This window comes from Klebsiella sp. Sb-30 (assembly GCF_057652795.1).
In genome coordinates, this window is record NZ_CM172749.1 from 1,891,102 (window position 1) to 1,905,818 (window position 14,717).

The window sequence follows — 14,717 nt, forward strand, 5'->3', positions numbered from 1 at the left end:
TATGTCTTAAATCGCTGCATATATAATATTTCGGAATAAGATGTAGCGTATAGGTGTTGGTGAGCGAAACTAAACGCCTTACACTACTGGAAAATATCACTTATCAGGGGCATCTATGAAATTAGCACTTCTGGGTCGTCAGGCGCTGATGGGCGCGATGGCTGTAGTTTTAATGGCCGGCGTCAGCGCAAAATCGTTTGCTGCGGAAAATCTGCTCGGGCAGATTAAAGAGCGCGGGACGCTGCGCGTAGGCCTGGAAGGGACCTATCCGCCGTTCAGCTATCAGGGCGACGACGGAAAGCTGACCGGTTTCGAGGTTGATTTTGCTAATGAACTGGCGAAACATCTGGGCGTGAAGGCCGATCTGAAACCGACCAAATGGGACGGCATGCTGGCTTCCCTCGATTCTAAACGTATTGACGTGGTGATTAACCAGGTCACCATTTCCGACCAGCGCAAGCAAAAGTATGACTTCTCTACCCCCTATACGGTGTCGGGTATCCAGGCGCTGGTGAAAAAAGGCAATGAAGGCATTATCAAAACCGCAGCGGACCTGAAAGGTAAAAAAGTCGGCGTCGGTCTGGGGACCAACTACGAAGAGTGGCTGCGCCAGAACGTCCAGGGCGTAGATATTCGTACCTATGATGATGACCCGACTAAATATCAGGATCTGCGCGTGGGCCGTATTGACGCGATTCTGGTCGATCGCCTGGCGGCGCTGGATCTGGTGAAGAAAACCGGCAATACCCTGGCGGTGACCGGCGAAGCGTTCTCCCGTCAGGAGTCTGGCGTGGCGTTGCGTAAAGGCAACGAAGACCTGCTGAAAGCGGTTGATGGCGCGATTGCAGATATGCAGAAAGATGGCAGCCTGAAAGCGCTGTCGGAAAAATGGTTTGGCGCTGACGTGACGATGTAACGGCGGGCGGTGAAAAAAGGCGCTATTGATAGCGCCTTTTTTTATTTCGTACGCCAGTGTGTGCATAATAAAGATAACTCAGTCAGGAGGTACCATGTCACTGCAAAATTTAACGCGCTTCCCGCGCCTGGAATTGATTGGCGCGCCGACGCCGCTGGAATATCTACCGCGCTTGTCCGATCATCTGGGCCGCGAGATTTTTATAAAACGTGACGACGTGACCCCGCTGGCGATGGGCGGCAATAAGCTGCGTAAGCTGGAGTTCCTGGCGGCAGATGCGCTGCGTGAAGGCGCGGATACGTTAATCACCGCCGGCGCGATTCAGTCGAACCACGTTCGTCAAACGGCGGCGGTGGCCGCGAAACTGGGTCTGCACTGTGTGGCGCTGTTGGAAAACCCTATTGGCACTCGCGCCGAGAACTACCTGACCAACGGTAACCGCCTGCTGCTGGATCTGTTTAATACTCAGGTTGAGATGTGCGATGCGCTGACCCAACCCGATGTTCAGCTGGAGGAGCTGGCAACCCGCATTGAAGCGCAGGGCTATCGGCCCTATGTCATTCCGGTGGGGGGCTCAAATGCGCTTGGCGCGCTGGGCTATGTGGAAAGCGCCCTCGAAATCGCTCAGCAGTGCGAAGGCGCCGTGGAACTCTCTTCCGTGGTGGTCGCCTCCGGGAGCGCGGGTACTCATGCCGGACTGGCCGTAGGACTGGAACAGCTGATGCCAGGGGCTGAGCTGATTGGCGTCACCGTATCACGCAAGGTGGCGGATCAGTTGCCGAAAGTCGTTGCGCTTCAGCAGGCGGTGGCGAACAGTCTGGAGCTCCAGGCCAATGCGGAGATTAAGCTGTGGGATGACTATTTTGCGCCGGGATATGGCACGCCGAACGACGAAGGAATGGAAGCCGTGAAGCTGCTGGCGCAGCTGGAAGGCATTCTGTTGGATCCGGTTTATACCGGCAAAGCGATGGCCGGGTTGATTGACGGCATTAATCAGAAGCGCTTTAAGGATGAAGGGCCGATTTTATTTATCCACACGGGTGGAGCGCCGGCGCTGTTTGCCTATCATCCCCATATCTAAAGCAGAACATACAGAATGCAAGAGAGTATCCAACTGGTTATCGATTCCGCGCCTTATCTGCTGAAAGGCGCGGTGTTTACTTTACAGCTGAGCATCGGCGGTATGTTCTTTGGCCTGGTGCTGGGCTTTATCCTCGCTTTGATGCGGATGTCGCCTCTGCGGCCGGTGAAATGGCTGGCGAGAATGTATATCTCCATCTTCCGCGGTACCCCGCTGATTGCCCAGCTGTTTATGATCTATTATGGTCTGCCGCAGTTTGGTATTGAGCTCGACCCGATCCCGGCGGCGATGATTGGCCTGTCGCTTAACACCGCGGCCTACGCGGCGGAAACGCTGCGGGCGGCGATCGCCTCGATTGACAAAGGGCAGTGGGAAGCAGCGGCCAGTATCGGTATGACGCCGTGGCAAACCCTGCGCCGGGCGATTTTGCCGCAGGCTGCGCGCGTGGCGCTGCCGCCGCTCTCCAATAGTTTTATCAGCCTGGTAAAAGATACCTCGCTGGCGGCCACCATTCAGGTTCCGGAACTGTTCCGTCAGGCGCAGCTGATTACCTCGCGCACCCTGGAGGTATTTACTATGTATCTGGCCGCATCGCTGATTTACTGGGTGATGGCGACGGTGCTGTCCTCGTTGCAGAACTATTTTGAAAACCAGCTGAATCGCCAGGAGCGTGATCCAAAATGAGTGCCATTGAAGTCAAAAACCTGGTGAAAAAATTCCACGGCCAGACGGTACTGCACGGTATCGACCTCAATGTCCAGGAGGGGGAAGTGGTGGCGATCATCGGCCCCAGCGGCTCCGGTAAAACGACGCTGCTGCGCAGTATTAACCTGCTGGAACAGCCGGAAAGCGGGACCATCCGGGTGGGCGATGTGACCATTGATACCGCGCGCAGTTTCAGCCAGCAAAAAGGGTTGATTCGCCGCCTGCGCCAGCATGTGGGTTTCGTGTTCCAGAGCTTTAACCTGTTCCCGCATCGTACGGTACTGGAAAACATCATTGAGGGGCCGGTTATCGTCAAGGGTGAGGATAAAAACGAATCCATTGTTCGCGCCCGGGAACTGCTGGCAAAAGTGGGGCTGAACGGTAAAGAAAACAGCTATCCCCGCCGTCTGTCCGGCGGCCAGCAGCAGCGTGTGGCCATCGCGCGTGCGCTGGCGATGCGCCCGGATGTGATTCTGTTTGATGAGCCGACATCGGCTCTCGATCCTGAGCTGGTTGGCGAGGTGCTGAACACCATTCGCCAGCTGGCGCAGGAGAAGCGCACGATGGTGATTGTGACTCATGAAATGAGCTTTGCCCGCGATGTCGCGGACCGCGCTATTTTTATGGACCAGGGGCGTATCGTCGAACAGGGTGAGGCGAAAGCGCTGTTTGCTAACCCGCAGCAGCCGCGCACCCGCCAGTTCCTTGAAAAATTTCTGATGCAGTAATTTTTACCAGCTCGCGGCGGCCGTCCCCAGCGGCGAGGGCGGCCGCGACCAGACCACCGGTGTTCCCGCCAGCTGTAACGGAAAGCGCAGACGCTCAGCCAGGCCGAAAGCTGACCACTCCAGCGCCGGCTGGAAATCGCCCCGCTGCGGTTCACGAAAAGAGAGGGGGCTTTCTGGCGTGGGATATTGCATTAAGCATGCCGCCACCCGAGCCAGCGACAGGCGCGCGCGGTAACCCTCACCGCAGGTCGCACGACGATAAAGACCTTTGAGTACCGCGGCAGCCATTAAATAACCGGTGGCATGATCCAGAGCCTGAACCGGCAGAGGCACCGGTTTATCCGCCAGGCGCCACTGTTGACCGGCTGCGGCAATGCCGCAGGCCATCTGCACCAGACTGTCAAAACCGCGGCGGTTACGCCATGGACCGCTCCATCCCCAGGCATTCAGCGACACATCGACCAGCCCTGGTCTGAGTCGAGCCCGCGTTTCGCTATCGCATCCCAGGGTGTCCAGCGCATCGGCACGGTAGCCGTGTACGATAACATCAGCCTGAGAGAGCAAATCTATTAAACGTTGCTTATCGATTGCTGTTTTAATATTCAGTCGTGCGCAGCGCTTGCCGAGCGTGATTTCCTCTTCGAGCGTCGGTTCATACCAGTCTGGCGGATCGATCCGCAGCACCTGCGCACCGAGGCCGGCGAGCAGACGGGTGGCCACCGGTCCGGCAATAATCCGCGTCAGATCGAGAACCCGAATGCCGAGCAGCGGCCTGCTGCGAGATAAACGCCAGTCGACGGGGGAGCCAGACGGTAACGGTGTTTCGATCAGCAGCGGGTCCTGACTGACCGCCATGCCCTGCGGGTGCGCCTGCCATTGTCGGGCGCTGCGCATTGCCGCCGCACAACCGCCTGCTTCGACGACCGCTTGTTCAAGCGCCTCAGCCTGCCACTGGCTAACCGCGGACGCCAGAGAAGCCCGGGAGTCATGTTCACCTAAAACGCGCGCCATGGCACGACGGTGGTGATGTGCGTTGGTATGCAAACGGATCCAGCCTTCCTCAGTCGGGTAGTCGCCGGCCAGGGGATCCCAAAGCGACTGGGGCGGCCGGTTTACAGGATACAGGCTATGATTAAACCAGTAAGACGCGAGGCGCCGGTCGATCCGGATGGGCGAGGGAGAGCCTGAGAGTTGTGCCAGTTGACCGCCCGCGACGGCAATAGAAGCTGAGGCAAAATCGGTGACGGCAAAGCAGGAACGCAACGCCCCCGTCTGGGTAAATTCGACTTCCGGGGCCGGGTGGGAACTAAAGGCCTGCCATAGCCGGGAATATATCGTGTTTAGCGATAATGGATCCGACATACTTTTCTCCGGTAACGGGTGAGGAGCGCCAGTCATGGCCTAATAAGTGCGATGCATACGATATTTTATACATATAAATAAGATTTATGTGTTAGTTTTCTGTATTTCTAATAATGATTATTACTCAGGAGTTATTTGGTCGGTTATGAGGGACATTGATTTTTTCAGCTGGCGGCGGGAAATGCTGCAACAATTTCAGTCAATCGCGACGGGAGGGGAAGTTTATAATCTCCTGCAACAACAAACGGAAGGGCTGGAATATGACTATTTTGCGCTTTGCGTACGCCACCCCGTGCCTTTTACCCGGCCCAGGATTACGCTGCAATCGACCTACCCGCAGGCGTGGATGACACACTACCAGGCTGAGAATTATTTTGCTATCGATCCGGTATTGCGTCCCGAAAACTTTCTCCGTGGCCATCTGCCGTGGGATGACAGACTCTTCCGCGATACGCCGGAATTGTGGGATGGCGCGCGGGATCACGGGTTGAACAAGGGGGTTACCCAGTGTCTGACCTTGCCTAATCATGCTCAGGGGTTTTTGTCCGTTTCCGGCCGTAGCCGCAGCGCAGGGCCGTTTCATGAAGACGAGCAGGAGATGCGCTTAAGAACGCTGACCGAGCTGAGCCTGCTGACGTTACTGCGGCTGGAAGATGCGATGGTCATGCCGCCGGAAATGAAGTTTAGTCGTCGTGAACTGGAAATATTGAAATGGACTGCGGAGGGAAAAACATCGGCTGAAGTGGCGATTATTCTCTCTATCTCAGAAAATACCGTTAATTTCCATCAAAAAAATATGCAACGAAAATTCAATGCGCCAAATAAAACGCAAATCGCCTGTTATGCGGTGGCGACCGGTTTAATTTGAGCAGGTAGGGTGTTCTGCGTGTCAGACGTGGGGACCGGCTGTGCTGAACTCACAGCCGGTTGACTGTTACTGGCGGTAAGCTTGTTTAATTTGCTTAACGGTGCTGGAGAATACGGCAGCCTGAGCCTCATCTTCCATCTGCGTGATCTGTTTTTCCATTTTAATAATCACCCGACCCGCATCCGCCTGGCCCATTGCCTGGAGCATCAGCGTCAGCAGCGTTTTCAGGCAGGTCACTTCCTGCGCCAGTTCTTGATTATTTTCTGCAGTGGAAAAATCTGGAGTGCTCATCGATATCCTCGTTTGCTATCGGCGCTTTTGCGCAATACTAAATGTTAAGGCGGCGCAGTATACCACAAGCGACGGGAAAAAAAGGAGCGCGTAATTTGTGTCCTCTCATCAGAGGTGTAGGCGCATTAATTGCCTGAATAATACGTACTCTCTCCGCGCATCGCAGGTTAATTTTTGCGGTAGTGTGTTTTCATCGTTAATTATTGTTACATATTTTGTTTCGTATTTTGCCCTGCGGTATCGCGGCGCCCTGCGGGTGTTTTTGTAGGGCAAATGTTAAAAATGAAGCGTAATACAACTTACTGTTATCTATAAGTTTCCACTTGCTGTGCAGACAAATTGACATATCCGGGGAAGAAACTTTCCGTAGGGCATTTTTTTGCCTTTTAAAGTGACGAGAAAACCCGGTAATATGTATGAGATAAGCTATCCGTAGCGTTATCCCTAATTCTGGAGATTATTCCTTTGATCAACGTCCTTCTTGTTGATGACCACGAGCTAGTGCGCGCAGGGATACGACGCATTCTGGAAGATATAAAAGGGATTAAAGTTGTCGGTGAGTCCTGCTGCGGCGAGGATGCGGTGAAATGGTGCCGCGCCAATTCCGTTGATGTTGTTCTGATGGACATGAACATGCCTGGAATGGGTGGCCTGGAAGCCACGCGCAAGATTGCGCGTTCCATTGTCGATACCAAAGTGATTATGCTCACCGTGCATACCGAAAATCCGCTGCCGGCAAAAGTGATGCAGGCTGGTGCCGCAGGTTATCTGAGTAAAGGTGCTGCGCCTCAGGAAGTGGTGAATGCCATTCGCTGCGTAGCGTCCGGCCAGCGTTATATTGCTTCCGATATCGCCCAGCAAATGGCGCTTAGCCAGATTGAACCGGAAAAGACAGAATCGCCTTTTGCCAGTTTGTCTGAACGCGAATTGCAGATTATGCTGATGATTACCAAGGGTCAGAAGGTGAATGAGATCTCAGAGCAGCTAAATCTGAGTCCCAAAACCGTGAACAGCTATCGCTACCGGATGTTCAGTAAATTAAACATCCACGGTGACGTCGAGTTGACCCACCTGGCCATTCGACATGGTCTGTGCAATGCGGAGTCGTTAGCAAGTCAGTGAGTGATGTTTTTGACGCAAAAGCTTTCCTGAAAACGGTAACCAGCCAGCCGGGCGTCTATCGCATGTATGATGCTGGCGGCACCGTCATCTATGTTGGTAAAGCAAAAGATCTGAAAAAAAGGCTGAGCAGCTATTTTCGGAGCAACCTGGCTTCGCGTAAAACCGAAGCGCTGGTGGCGCTGATTGCGCAAATCGACGTGACCGTAACCCATACGGAAACGGAAGCGCTGCTGCTGGAGCACAACTACATCAAGCTGTATCAGCCGCGTTATAACGTGCTGCTGCGTGATGACAAATCCTACCCCTTCATTTTCCTTAGCGGTGATACCCACCCGCGCCTGGCAATGCACCGCGGGGCGAAACACGCCAGGGGCGAGTATTTCGGTCCTTTCCCGAATGGTTATGCGGTTCGCGAGACGCTTGCACTGCTACAAAAAATTTTCCCTGTGCGTCAGTGCGAGAACAGCGTGTACCGTAACCGGTCGCGTCCTTGCCTGCAGTATCAAATTGGCCGCTGCCTGGGGCCCTGTGTGTCAGGCCTGGTGAGTGAAGAGGAGTACGCGCAGCAGGTTGAATATGTGCGGCTGTTCCTCGCGGGTAAGGATGATCAGGTGCTGACGCAGCTCATTGCCCGGATGGAGAAGGCCAGCCAGGCGCTGGAGTTTGAAGAAGCGGCGCGCATTCGCGATCAAATTCAGGCCGTACGCCGGGTGACCGAGAAACAGTTCGTCTCGAATACCGGGGATGACCTCGACGTTATTGGCGTCGCCTTTGATGCGGGCATGGCCTGCGTCCACGTTCTGTTTATTCGTCAGGGCAAGGTTCTCGGTAGCCGCAGCTATTTTCCGAAAGTGCCCGGCGGTACGGAGCTTGGCGAAGTGGTGGAGACGTTTGTCGGCCAGTTCTATCTGCAGGGCAGCCAGATGCGTACCCTGCCGGGAGAGATTCTGCTCGATTTTAATCTTGGCGATAAAACCTTGCTGGCGGATTCCCTCTCTGAACTGGCGGGGCGCCGGGTCAACGTCCAGACGAAACCGCGCGGCGACCGGGCCCGCTATCTGAAGCTGGCACGTACCAATGCGGCCACGGCGCTCACCACGAAACTTTCCCAACAGTCGACGATCCATCAACGTCTGCAGGCCCTGGCTACCGTACTGAAACTGCCGGCCGTTAAACGTATGGAATGCTTTGATATCAGCCATACTATGGGTGAACAGACGGTGGCTTCCTGCGTGGTGTTCGACAGTAACGGGCCACTGCGTGCCGAGTATCGACGTTACAATATTACCGGCATTACCCCGGGCGATGATTATGCGGCGATGAACCAGGTTCTGCGCCGCCGCTATGGTAAGGCAATAGAAGAGAACAAGATTCCTGACGTTATCCTGATAGACGGCGGTAAAGGGCAACTTGGGCAGGCGAAAAGCGTCTTTGCCGGGCTGGATGTGCCCTGGGATAAACAGCATCCTCTCTTATTGGGGGTGGCAAAAGGTAGCGATCGTAAAGCCGGGCTGGAAACGTTATTCTTCGAACCAGAAGGCGAAGGGTTTAACCTGCCGCCTGATTCGCCTGCGCTGCACGTTATTCAGCACATTCGCGATGAATCCCACGATCATGCCATTGCCGGGCATCGTAAAAAACGGGCAAAAGTGAAAAGCACCAGTTCACTGGAGACTATCGAAGGGGTAGGGCCGAAACGCCGCCAGATGCTGCTGAAGTATATGGGCGGATTGCAAGGGTTACAGCAAGCCAGCGTCGAGGAGATAGCCAAAGTACCGGGTATATCTCACGGTCTGGCAGAAAAGATCTTCTACTCGTTGAAACATTAGGGGCTCTGTAGCAACATAGGGCTAATTTTTACTTCTAACAGATAGTTACCTGTCACTATGCAATTTAATATCCCTACATTGCTTACTCTGTTTCGCGTCATCCTGATACCGTTCTTTGTGCTGGCGTTTTATCTGCCTTTCGTCTGGGCCCCTTTTGCCTGCGCCCTGATCTTTTTTGTCGCTGCCGTTACCGACTGGTTTGATGGTTATCTGGCCCGCCGCTGGAATCAGAGCACCCGTTTCGGCGCTTTTCTTGACCCGGTTGCCGATAAGGTGATGGTGGCGATTGCGATGGTGCTGGTGGTTGAGCACTATCACACCTGGTGGGTAACCCTGCCGGCCGCGACCATGATTGCCCGTGAAATTATTATTTCTGCGCTGCGTGAGTGGATGGCCGAACTGGGCAAACGCAGCAGCGTGGCGGTCTCCTGGATCGGGAAAGTGAAAACAACCGCGCAGATGACGGCACTGGTGTGGATGCTGTGGCGACCAAACGCCTGGGTAGAGTGGGCCGGAATCGCCCTGTTCCTCGTGGCAGCGGTGCTGACGCTGTGGTCTATGCTGCAGTATTTGAACGCCGCACGCGGAGATTTGCTTGATCAGTGATCGTTTCGCCGCAAATTTCAGCAAACGACACAAGGATTTAAAAAATATCGTTGACTCATTTCGCCAGGTAAGTAGAATGCAACGCATCGAACGGCAGCACAGCTTGCCAGACGATAACAAAATCAAGTGATTAGCAAATTTGCTTGATAATGCGGGAATAGCTCAGTTGGTAGAGCACGACCTTGCCAAGGTCGGGGTCGCGAGTTCGAGTCTCGTTTCCCGCTCCAGATTAAAAACATCGGCAGATGCGGGTGTTTAAGTATTAAGGCGCGTTAGCAAAGCGGTTATGTAGCGGATTGCAAATCCGTCTAGTCCGGTTCGACTCCGGAACGCGCCTCCAATTTACATCCCGAGCCCGGATGGTGGAATCGGTAGACACAAGGGATTTAAAATCCCTCGGCCATAGGCTGTACGAGTTCAAGTCTCGTTCCGGGTACCATTGGGATTATAGAATAAAATCAATGATAAGCAGTGTCGTGAAACCACCTACGGGTGGTTTTTTCATTTCTGAAATCCCTCCATTCCTGATATCACGGCGTAACATCTTTCTTGTCGCACGGTCCGTCGACTGACGGAGCGACCGCAATTATTCTGCCATACCGACCGTTTCCCGAAGATCTCATGACGGGGTAATTTACGCCGGGTGAAATCCCGCCAGGCCAGCCGCTTAAACTGATATCATCAATGTCTCTGTTCTTCGGAAAAGGTGTTCATATGCTGCATTCTGGCCAGCCGGCGAGGCGTAGAATTTTCATCGGCGATATCCACGGTCAGTACCACAAGCTCGCCGCTTTGCTGGAACACCTTGATGCTCTGTACCAACCGGATGAGCGTTTACTGATCTTCGTCGGCGATCTGATTGATAATCAGCCAGGGGCGCAGAGCGACCACCTGGCGGTGCTGGAGCGGGTGAGGGCGGAAGTGGAATCGGGACAGGCGATATGTCTGATGGGCAATCATGAATTTAACGCCGTTGGCTGGGCACTGCGCCATCCGCATCGCGCTCAGCCGCTGCGGTCGCACTCCCCGAATAATCGACGTCAGCATCAGGCCTTTCTGGCCGATGTCGTCGAAGACACTCCACGGCATGATTTCTGGATCGACTGGTTTAAAACGCTGCCGCTGTTTGTTGATTATGGCGATATTCGGGCGGTACATGCCTGTTGGCAGGACAAGACGATTGCCCGACTGCGACCGTGGCTGGATGAGCAGAATCGGTTGAAACCCGAAAACTGGGTCGCTGCTTTTGATCAACAGCATCCTCTGTTCCAGATGATCGAGACCGTGCTTAAAGGACCAGAACTGAAACTACCTGCAGGCTTTAGCTTCGTGGATAAGACGGGCGTCGAGCGCCGCCATATTCGTCTGCGCTGGTGGCGGGATGATGCGAAAACCTATCGCCAGATAGCCCAGGTTCAGCCGGAAATGATCGGCCGGATCCCGGATATTCCTCTGGAGCAGACCCATCTGGACACAACAGATGTCCCGGTGGTGATCGGTCACTACACTTTATCCGGTGAACCTTGCTCCTTGAGCGAGCGTGTTGTCTGCGTCGATTACAACGCGGCGAAAGCCGATAACCCGCTTTACGCCTGGATTCAGGAACCCGGTTCGCGGCGCGCGATAACGGGGACGTTTGTCCGCCAGCCCACAATCCTCTCCCGCCATCCTGCCGGGTAGTACCGGTATTCAGCGTTTCCCCCATTTTTCTCAGGCGCGGTATGGCCAAACTGCGGTAAAATAGCGCTCCGGTTCGCCGGACTATTATCCTTTGGGAACGGAACGCCGTTATGGCAATAAAAACAATTAAATGAGGGATCTTATGGCTACATTGCTTGAAAGCTACGGTGATTGCTTCCGCAAATATGCCACCTTTCGCGGGCGTTCGGCGCGCAAGGAGTATGTGGTTTTTACCGTCGCCAACTTTGTGCTTTCGGCCGTACTGGGGTTGATTCCGATCGTGGGAGGCCTGTTTGGCCTGATCATCATTATCCCCGGCATCGCGGTTGCGGTGCGCCGTCTGCACGATTTGAACAAATCAGGCTGGTGGCTGCTGTCACCCTATGCTGTTCTGCTGGTTGGCTTTATCGGCATTATCGCCACCGTTGATAACGGCGAGGCGGCCGTCTGGGTATGGATAACGGCGGCGGGAGGCATGGCGGCGCTGGCGTTGTCTATCTGGCTGCTGTTTGCCCGCGGCACCGATGGTGTTAACCGCTATGGCGACATTCAACAAGAGAGTGAATACAGCCCGTCAGCAGCCCGGCAGAGCGCGCCGCTCTCATCCGCCGATGATGTGCGGGAACGCCTCGCGCAGGCGAAAAAAATGTTCGATGACGGAACCATTACCGAGAGCGAATACGAAACGATGCGCGCCAGCATCATTAAAGACATTTAACGCTTGCTGAGTACGCTGCCGGGTGGTTTTCTCCCGGCATTTCCGCTACTGTATGCGCCATTTTTCTACCACGACGAGCCTGTTTATGAAAACCGGACCCCTGAACGAAAGCGAACTTGAATGGCTGGACGATATCCTGTCGAAATACGCCACCGAGGGCGCCATCCTTGATGTCTCAGAGCTTGACGGCCTGCTGACGGCCATTCTCTCCGGCCCGAAAGAGATTGAACCGGCTCAGTGGCTGCTGGCTATCTGGGGCGGAGCGGACAATGTGCCGCGCTGGGCGAATGACCGCGAGCGTGACCACTTTGTTAACCTGACTCTGCAGCACATGAGCGACATTGCCGAGCGTCTGGACGAGTATCCCGATCAGTTTGAACCGCTGTTTGGGACCCGCGAAGAGGAAGGTCAGGAGCTGACGATTGTTGAGGAGTGGTGCTTCGGCTATATGCGCGGCGTCGCTCTCGGAAACTGGCCCGCTCTGCCGGAAGAGCCGCAGTCGGCGCTGGACAGCATTGCTTTGCACGGCACGGAAGCGCAGTTTACAGCGGTTGAGGCGCTCTCTGTCGATGAGTTTATCGCCAGCGTGGATCATATCCGCCCGGCAGCGCTCTCGTTGTACCAATACTGGACTGAGCATGCTGAGCCGGAAGTCGTGCAGCAACCGATCCGCAATGAAGTCAAGGTCGGGCGTAACGATCCCTGTCCCTGTGGCAGCGGCAAAAAATATAAGCAGTGTTGCTTAGCGAAATAAATAACGGTTCTGCTGGTCTGATGCCGATCGTTTAAGGATCGGCTGACCGCTCCGGCAGAGGGGGAACTATCCGTCATCTCAAAGAGATTGCCGATTTTTATCCGGCGCTGTCAGGTTTTCAACACGCCTGCGGATAAGTCTGTCCTGGAGGTCGCTGTTAAGCCAGGGATGTCGGTTTTACGCTGGTTTGCGCGAAAGGGGTCTGTCGCGTGGGTTCCGTGGAATATTCCGTCCGCGTATTTCTGTTTCCTGCGCGACAGATGAACTTCCCAGGGCCGGTTTCGCCCGGCCCTGGGAACCCGGCATCGCTCTGGTCGGCGATAAACCAAAAAAATGCGGGTCGCCTTTAAGTGACCCGCATTAGGCCAGAGGCCGTTTTTTTTATCCTACCGCCGGGAGCAAACCCGCGACGATGCAAAACTGAATAGCGACAATCGCAATACCACACAACAGCACCAGCCACAGCGCCGGTGTTCCCCCGGCGACCCGCCAGGGAGCGTCAGGGTGCTGTTTCCGACTCTTCATCACCAGCAGCGAAGGCAGCATGAGCGCCAGCACCGCCAGCGCGACGCCGGCATAGCCCAGCGCCATCACGAAGCCGCGCGGATAAAACAGGGCAAACGCCAGCGGCGGGAGGAAGGTGATTGCACCGCTTTGCAGACGACCGCCGGGGCTGTTTTTACGCTGGAACAGATCGGCCAGATAATCAAACAGTCCAAGCGCCACGCCAAGGAACGAGGTGGCCAGCGCGAGGTCGGCGAACAGATGCACTGCCAGTTCAACGTGCGGCGACGCCACGACTTCGCGCAGTGCTTCCAGCAGTCCGTTCAGGCCGGCATTTTGCGCCAGCAGCGCGGTAAACGCCGGGGAGTCAATACTGCCGAGCGTCGCCAGCTGCCAGAAAATATAGGCGACCAGCGGGATAAAGCTACCGATGATAAAGACCCGACGCAGCTTACGAATATCGCCGTTAAGATAGCTGACGATGCTCGGCACGCTACCGTGAAAACCGAAAGAGGTAAAAATCACCGGGATCGCCGATAGCGCCAGGCCCTGCTGGAGCGGGAGCGTCAGCAGATTGATGCGATGGATATGCGGCAACAGCAGCGCCAGCATAATGGCGAGAAAAATGATCTTGGCGCTAAACAGGAAGCGGTTAAACAGATCAACCAGCGATGTGCCGAGGCAGACTACCGCGCCACCAATGGCGGTAAACAGCAACACGCCGCCCGCAGGAGGAAGCGACCAGCCCAGCCACTGGTTGAGGCTGGAGGCCAGCAGTTCGCCCGCGCCGCTAATGTAGGCTGCGGTTAGCGCATACATCAGGAATAACATGCAGAAGCCGGTCACCCACTGCCCGTAACGTCCGAGATAACGTGCCGCCAGCGAACCGAGCCCCATATCGGCGGGCACGTGCTGATAGACCTCCAGCAGTAATAACGCGGTGTAGCACATCAGCGCCCACAGCGCGATCAGTAAGCAGAAGGTGACGCCAAAACCCACGCCCGCGGAAGCCAGCGGCATTGCCAACATCCCTGCGCCGATTGTGGTCCCGGCCACGATTAAAATACTACCCAGAGTGCGGTTCTTCACGTTTCTCTCTATCCATGAAGGAATTAACAATAAAATATGTCGCGCAGAGTATGTGAAATTATCATTCTCGTCAAATGAGGGTTACAGTGGTTGTAATTAAATATTTACACTCCGCGAAGGCCGCCTGAAGGCTGCGCTGGCGCAAAGCTTCCAGCCGTTCGCCGGGCTATGCTGGGCGTTTTACAGGAGGAGCTATGCAATCGATTCATGGTCATGAAGTGCTGCAGATGATGATCGCCTCGGGCGAACCTTACTCAACGGCCACTCTTGAGGCGGCAATCATCGCCCGCTTCGGCGCAGATGCACGTTTTCATACCTGCTCGGCAGAAAATTTAAGCGCGGCGGAGCTGGTGGCATTTCTACAGAAAAAGGGGAAGTTTGTTGCCGTAGAGGCGGGGTTTAATACGCGTGAGAGTAAGATCTGCCGGCATTAATTTAGCGGCGAAGCCGAAACTTCGCCGCTG

Annotated in this window: 15 protein-coding genes and 3 tRNA genes; 15 read left to right on the plus strand and 3 right to left on the minus strand. The window is 55.0% G+C overall.

Annotation, left to right across the window (positions count from 1 at the left end):
- The first annotated feature begins 115 nt into the window (after positions 1 to 115).
- The 4 genes from tcyJ to tcyN all read left to right on the plus strand — a co-directional run bounded on the left by tcyJ (position 116) and on the right by tcyN (position 3,430).
- Positions 116 to 916: a cystine ABC transporter substrate-binding protein gene (gene tcyJ, locus AC236I_RS08810; RefSeq protein WP_004864171.1), complete on the plus strand. Its 801-nt coding sequence runs from the start codon at positions 116 to 118 to the stop codon at positions 914 to 916.
- Positions 917 to 1,010: 94 nt separating this feature from the next.
- Complete coding sequence (gene dcyD, locus AC236I_RS08815) at positions 1,011 to 1,997, plus strand: D-cysteine desulfhydrase (RefSeq protein WP_004864169.1); 987 nt, start codon at positions 1,011 to 1,013, stop codon at positions 1,995 to 1,997.
- Between the two features lie 15 nt (positions 1,998 to 2,012).
- On the plus strand, positions 2,013 to 2,681 hold the full coding sequence (gene tcyL / locus AC236I_RS08820) for a cystine ABC transporter permease (RefSeq protein ID WP_487608767.1): 669 nt from the start codon (positions 2,013 to 2,015) through the stop codon (positions 2,679 to 2,681).
- A complete protein-coding gene (gene tcyN, locus AC236I_RS08825; RefSeq protein ID WP_004864162.1) occupies positions 2,678 to 3,430 on the plus strand; it encodes an L-cystine ABC transporter ATP-binding protein TcyN in 753 nt (250 codons plus the stop codon). Before tcyL ends, tcyN begins: the two co-directional genes overlap by 4 nt.
- 3 nt (positions 3,431 to 3,433) lie before the next feature.
- Here the strand turns inward: tcyN and AC236I_RS08830 are convergent, their stop codons facing one another.
- Positions 3,434 to 4,792: a CoA transferase gene (locus AC236I_RS08830; protein WP_487608768.1), complete on the minus strand. Its 1,359-nt coding sequence runs from the start codon at positions 4,790 to 4,792 to the stop codon at positions 3,434 to 3,436.
- Between the two features lie 145 nt (positions 4,793 to 4,937).
- Here AC236I_RS08830 and sdiA point away from each other — a divergent pair, with 145 nt between their 5' ends.
- The gene (sdiA, locus tag AC236I_RS08835) at positions 4,938 to 5,660 is read left to right on the plus strand and encodes a quorum-sensing transcriptional regulator SdiA (RefSeq protein ID WP_004864155.1); all 723 of its coding nucleotides are present in this window, start codon (positions 4,938 to 4,940) and stop codon (positions 5,658 to 5,660) included.
- A 66-nt stretch (positions 5,661 to 5,726) separates the two neighbouring features.
- On the opposite strand, the gene AC236I_RS08840 is transcribed toward sdiA, so the two are convergent.
- Positions 5,727 to 5,951 carry a DUF2594 family protein gene (locus AC236I_RS08840; RefSeq protein ID WP_004864152.1) on the minus strand — a complete coding sequence of 75 codons (225 nt, stop codon included), beginning with the start codon at positions 5,949 to 5,951 and terminating at the stop codon, positions 5,727 to 5,729.
- A 465-nt stretch (positions 5,952 to 6,416) separates the two neighbouring features.
- On the opposite strand from AC236I_RS08840, the gene uvrY reads away from it, so the two are divergent.
- The 9 genes from uvrY to AC236I_RS08885 all read left to right on the plus strand — a co-directional run bounded on the left by uvrY (position 6,417) and on the right by AC236I_RS08885 (position 12,660).
- Positions 6,417 to 7,073, plus strand: a complete 657-nt coding sequence (uvrY, locus tag AC236I_RS08845) for a UvrY/SirA/GacA family response regulator transcription factor (RefSeq protein WP_004864149.1) — start codon at positions 6,417 to 6,419, stop codon at positions 7,071 to 7,073.
- Complete coding sequence (uvrC, locus tag AC236I_RS08850; RefSeq protein ID WP_004864146.1) at positions 7,070 to 8,902, plus strand: excinuclease ABC subunit UvrC; 1,833 nt, start codon at positions 7,070 to 7,072, stop codon at positions 8,900 to 8,902. Before uvrY ends, uvrC begins: the two co-directional genes overlap by 4 nt.
- A gap of 57 nt (positions 8,903 to 8,959) precedes the next feature.
- A complete protein-coding gene (gene pgsA, locus AC236I_RS08855; protein ID WP_004864143.1) occupies positions 8,960 to 9,508 on the plus strand; it encodes a CDP-diacylglycerol--glycerol-3-phosphate 3-phosphatidyltransferase in 549 nt (182 codons plus the stop codon).
- A 151-nt stretch (positions 9,509 to 9,659) separates the two neighbouring features.
- Positions 9,660 to 9,735, plus strand: a tRNA-Gly gene (locus AC236I_RS08860).
- Positions 9,736 to 9,774: 39 nt separating this feature from the next.
- A tRNA-Cys gene (locus AC236I_RS08865) sits at positions 9,775 to 9,848 on the plus strand.
- A gap of 13 nt (positions 9,849 to 9,861) precedes the next feature.
- A tRNA-Leu gene (locus AC236I_RS08870) sits at positions 9,862 to 9,947 on the plus strand.
- Between the two features lie 275 nt (positions 9,948 to 10,222).
- Positions 10,223 to 11,188, plus strand: coding sequence for a metallophosphoesterase (locus AC236I_RS08875; RefSeq protein WP_487608769.1), 966 nt, complete (start codon positions 10,223 to 10,225; stop codon positions 11,186 to 11,188).
- A gap of 142 nt (positions 11,189 to 11,330) precedes the next feature.
- Positions 11,331 to 11,906 carry a DUF805 domain-containing protein gene (locus tag AC236I_RS08880; RefSeq protein ID WP_004864134.1) on the plus strand — a complete coding sequence of 192 codons (576 nt, stop codon included), beginning with the start codon at positions 11,331 to 11,333 and terminating at the stop codon, positions 11,904 to 11,906.
- Between the two features lie 85 nt (positions 11,907 to 11,991).
- Positions 11,992 to 12,660 carry a YecA/YgfB family protein gene (locus AC236I_RS08885; RefSeq protein ID WP_015583992.1) on the plus strand — a complete coding sequence of 223 codons (669 nt, stop codon included), beginning with the start codon at positions 11,992 to 11,994 and terminating at the stop codon, positions 12,658 to 12,660.
- A gap of 381 nt (positions 12,661 to 13,041) precedes the next feature.
- On the opposite strand, the gene tyrP is transcribed toward AC236I_RS08885, so the two are convergent.
- Positions 13,042 to 14,253 carry a tyrosine transporter TyrP gene (gene tyrP / locus AC236I_RS08890; RefSeq protein ID WP_032717084.1) on the minus strand — a complete coding sequence of 404 codons (1,212 nt, stop codon included), beginning with the start codon at positions 14,251 to 14,253 and terminating at the stop codon, positions 13,042 to 13,044.
- A gap of 194 nt (positions 14,254 to 14,447) precedes the next feature.
- On the opposite strand from tyrP, the gene AC236I_RS08895 reads away from it, so the two are divergent.
- Positions 14,448 to 14,687 carry a YecH family metal-binding protein gene (locus AC236I_RS08895; protein ID WP_032717085.1) on the plus strand — a complete coding sequence of 80 codons (240 nt, stop codon included), beginning with the start codon at positions 14,448 to 14,450 and terminating at the stop codon, positions 14,685 to 14,687.
- Positions 14,688 to 14,717 lie beyond the last annotated feature (30 nt).

What these genes read in the sequence shown, in the direction of transcription:
- tcyJ (WP_004864171.1), top strand. Translation starts at nt 116, where the DNA reads ATGAAATTAGCACTTCTGGGTCGTCAGGCGCTGATGGGCGCGATGGCT.
- dcyD (WP_004864169.1), top strand. Translation starts at nt 1,011, where the DNA reads ATGTCACTGCAAAATTTAACGCGCTTCCCGCGCCTGGAATTGATTGGC.
- tcyL (WP_487608767.1), top strand. Translation starts at nt 2,013, where the DNA reads ATGCAAGAGAGTATCCAACTGGTTATCGATTCCGCGCCTTATCTGCTG.
- tcyN (WP_004864162.1), top strand. Translation starts at nt 2,678, where the DNA reads ATGAGTGCCATTGAAGTCAAAAACCTGGTGAAAAAATTCCACGGCCAG.
- AC236I_RS08830 (WP_487608768.1), bottom strand. Translation starts at nt 4,792, where the DNA reads ATGTCGGATCCATTATCGCTAAACACGATATATTCCCGGCTATGGCAG.
- sdiA (WP_004864155.1), top strand. Translation starts at nt 4,938, where the DNA reads ATGAGGGACATTGATTTTTTCAGCTGGCGGCGGGAAATGCTGCAACAA.
- AC236I_RS08840 (WP_004864152.1), bottom strand. Translation starts at nt 5,951, where the DNA reads ATGAGCACTCCAGATTTTTCCACTGCAGAAAATAATCAAGAACTGGCG.
- pgsA (WP_004864143.1), top strand. Translation starts at nt 8,960, where the DNA reads ATGCAATTTAATATCCCTACATTGCTTACTCTGTTTCGCGTCATCCTG.
- AC236I_RS08875 (WP_487608769.1), top strand. Translation starts at nt 10,223, where the DNA reads ATGCTGCATTCTGGCCAGCCGGCGAGGCGTAGAATTTTCATCGGCGAT.
- AC236I_RS08880 (WP_004864134.1), top strand. Translation starts at nt 11,331, where the DNA reads ATGGCTACATTGCTTGAAAGCTACGGTGATTGCTTCCGCAAATATGCC.
- AC236I_RS08885 (WP_015583992.1), top strand. Translation starts at nt 11,992, where the DNA reads ATGAAAACCGGACCCCTGAACGAAAGCGAACTTGAATGGCTGGACGAT.
- AC236I_RS08895 (WP_032717085.1), top strand. Translation starts at nt 14,448, where the DNA reads ATGCAATCGATTCATGGTCATGAAGTGCTGCAGATGATGATCGCCTCG.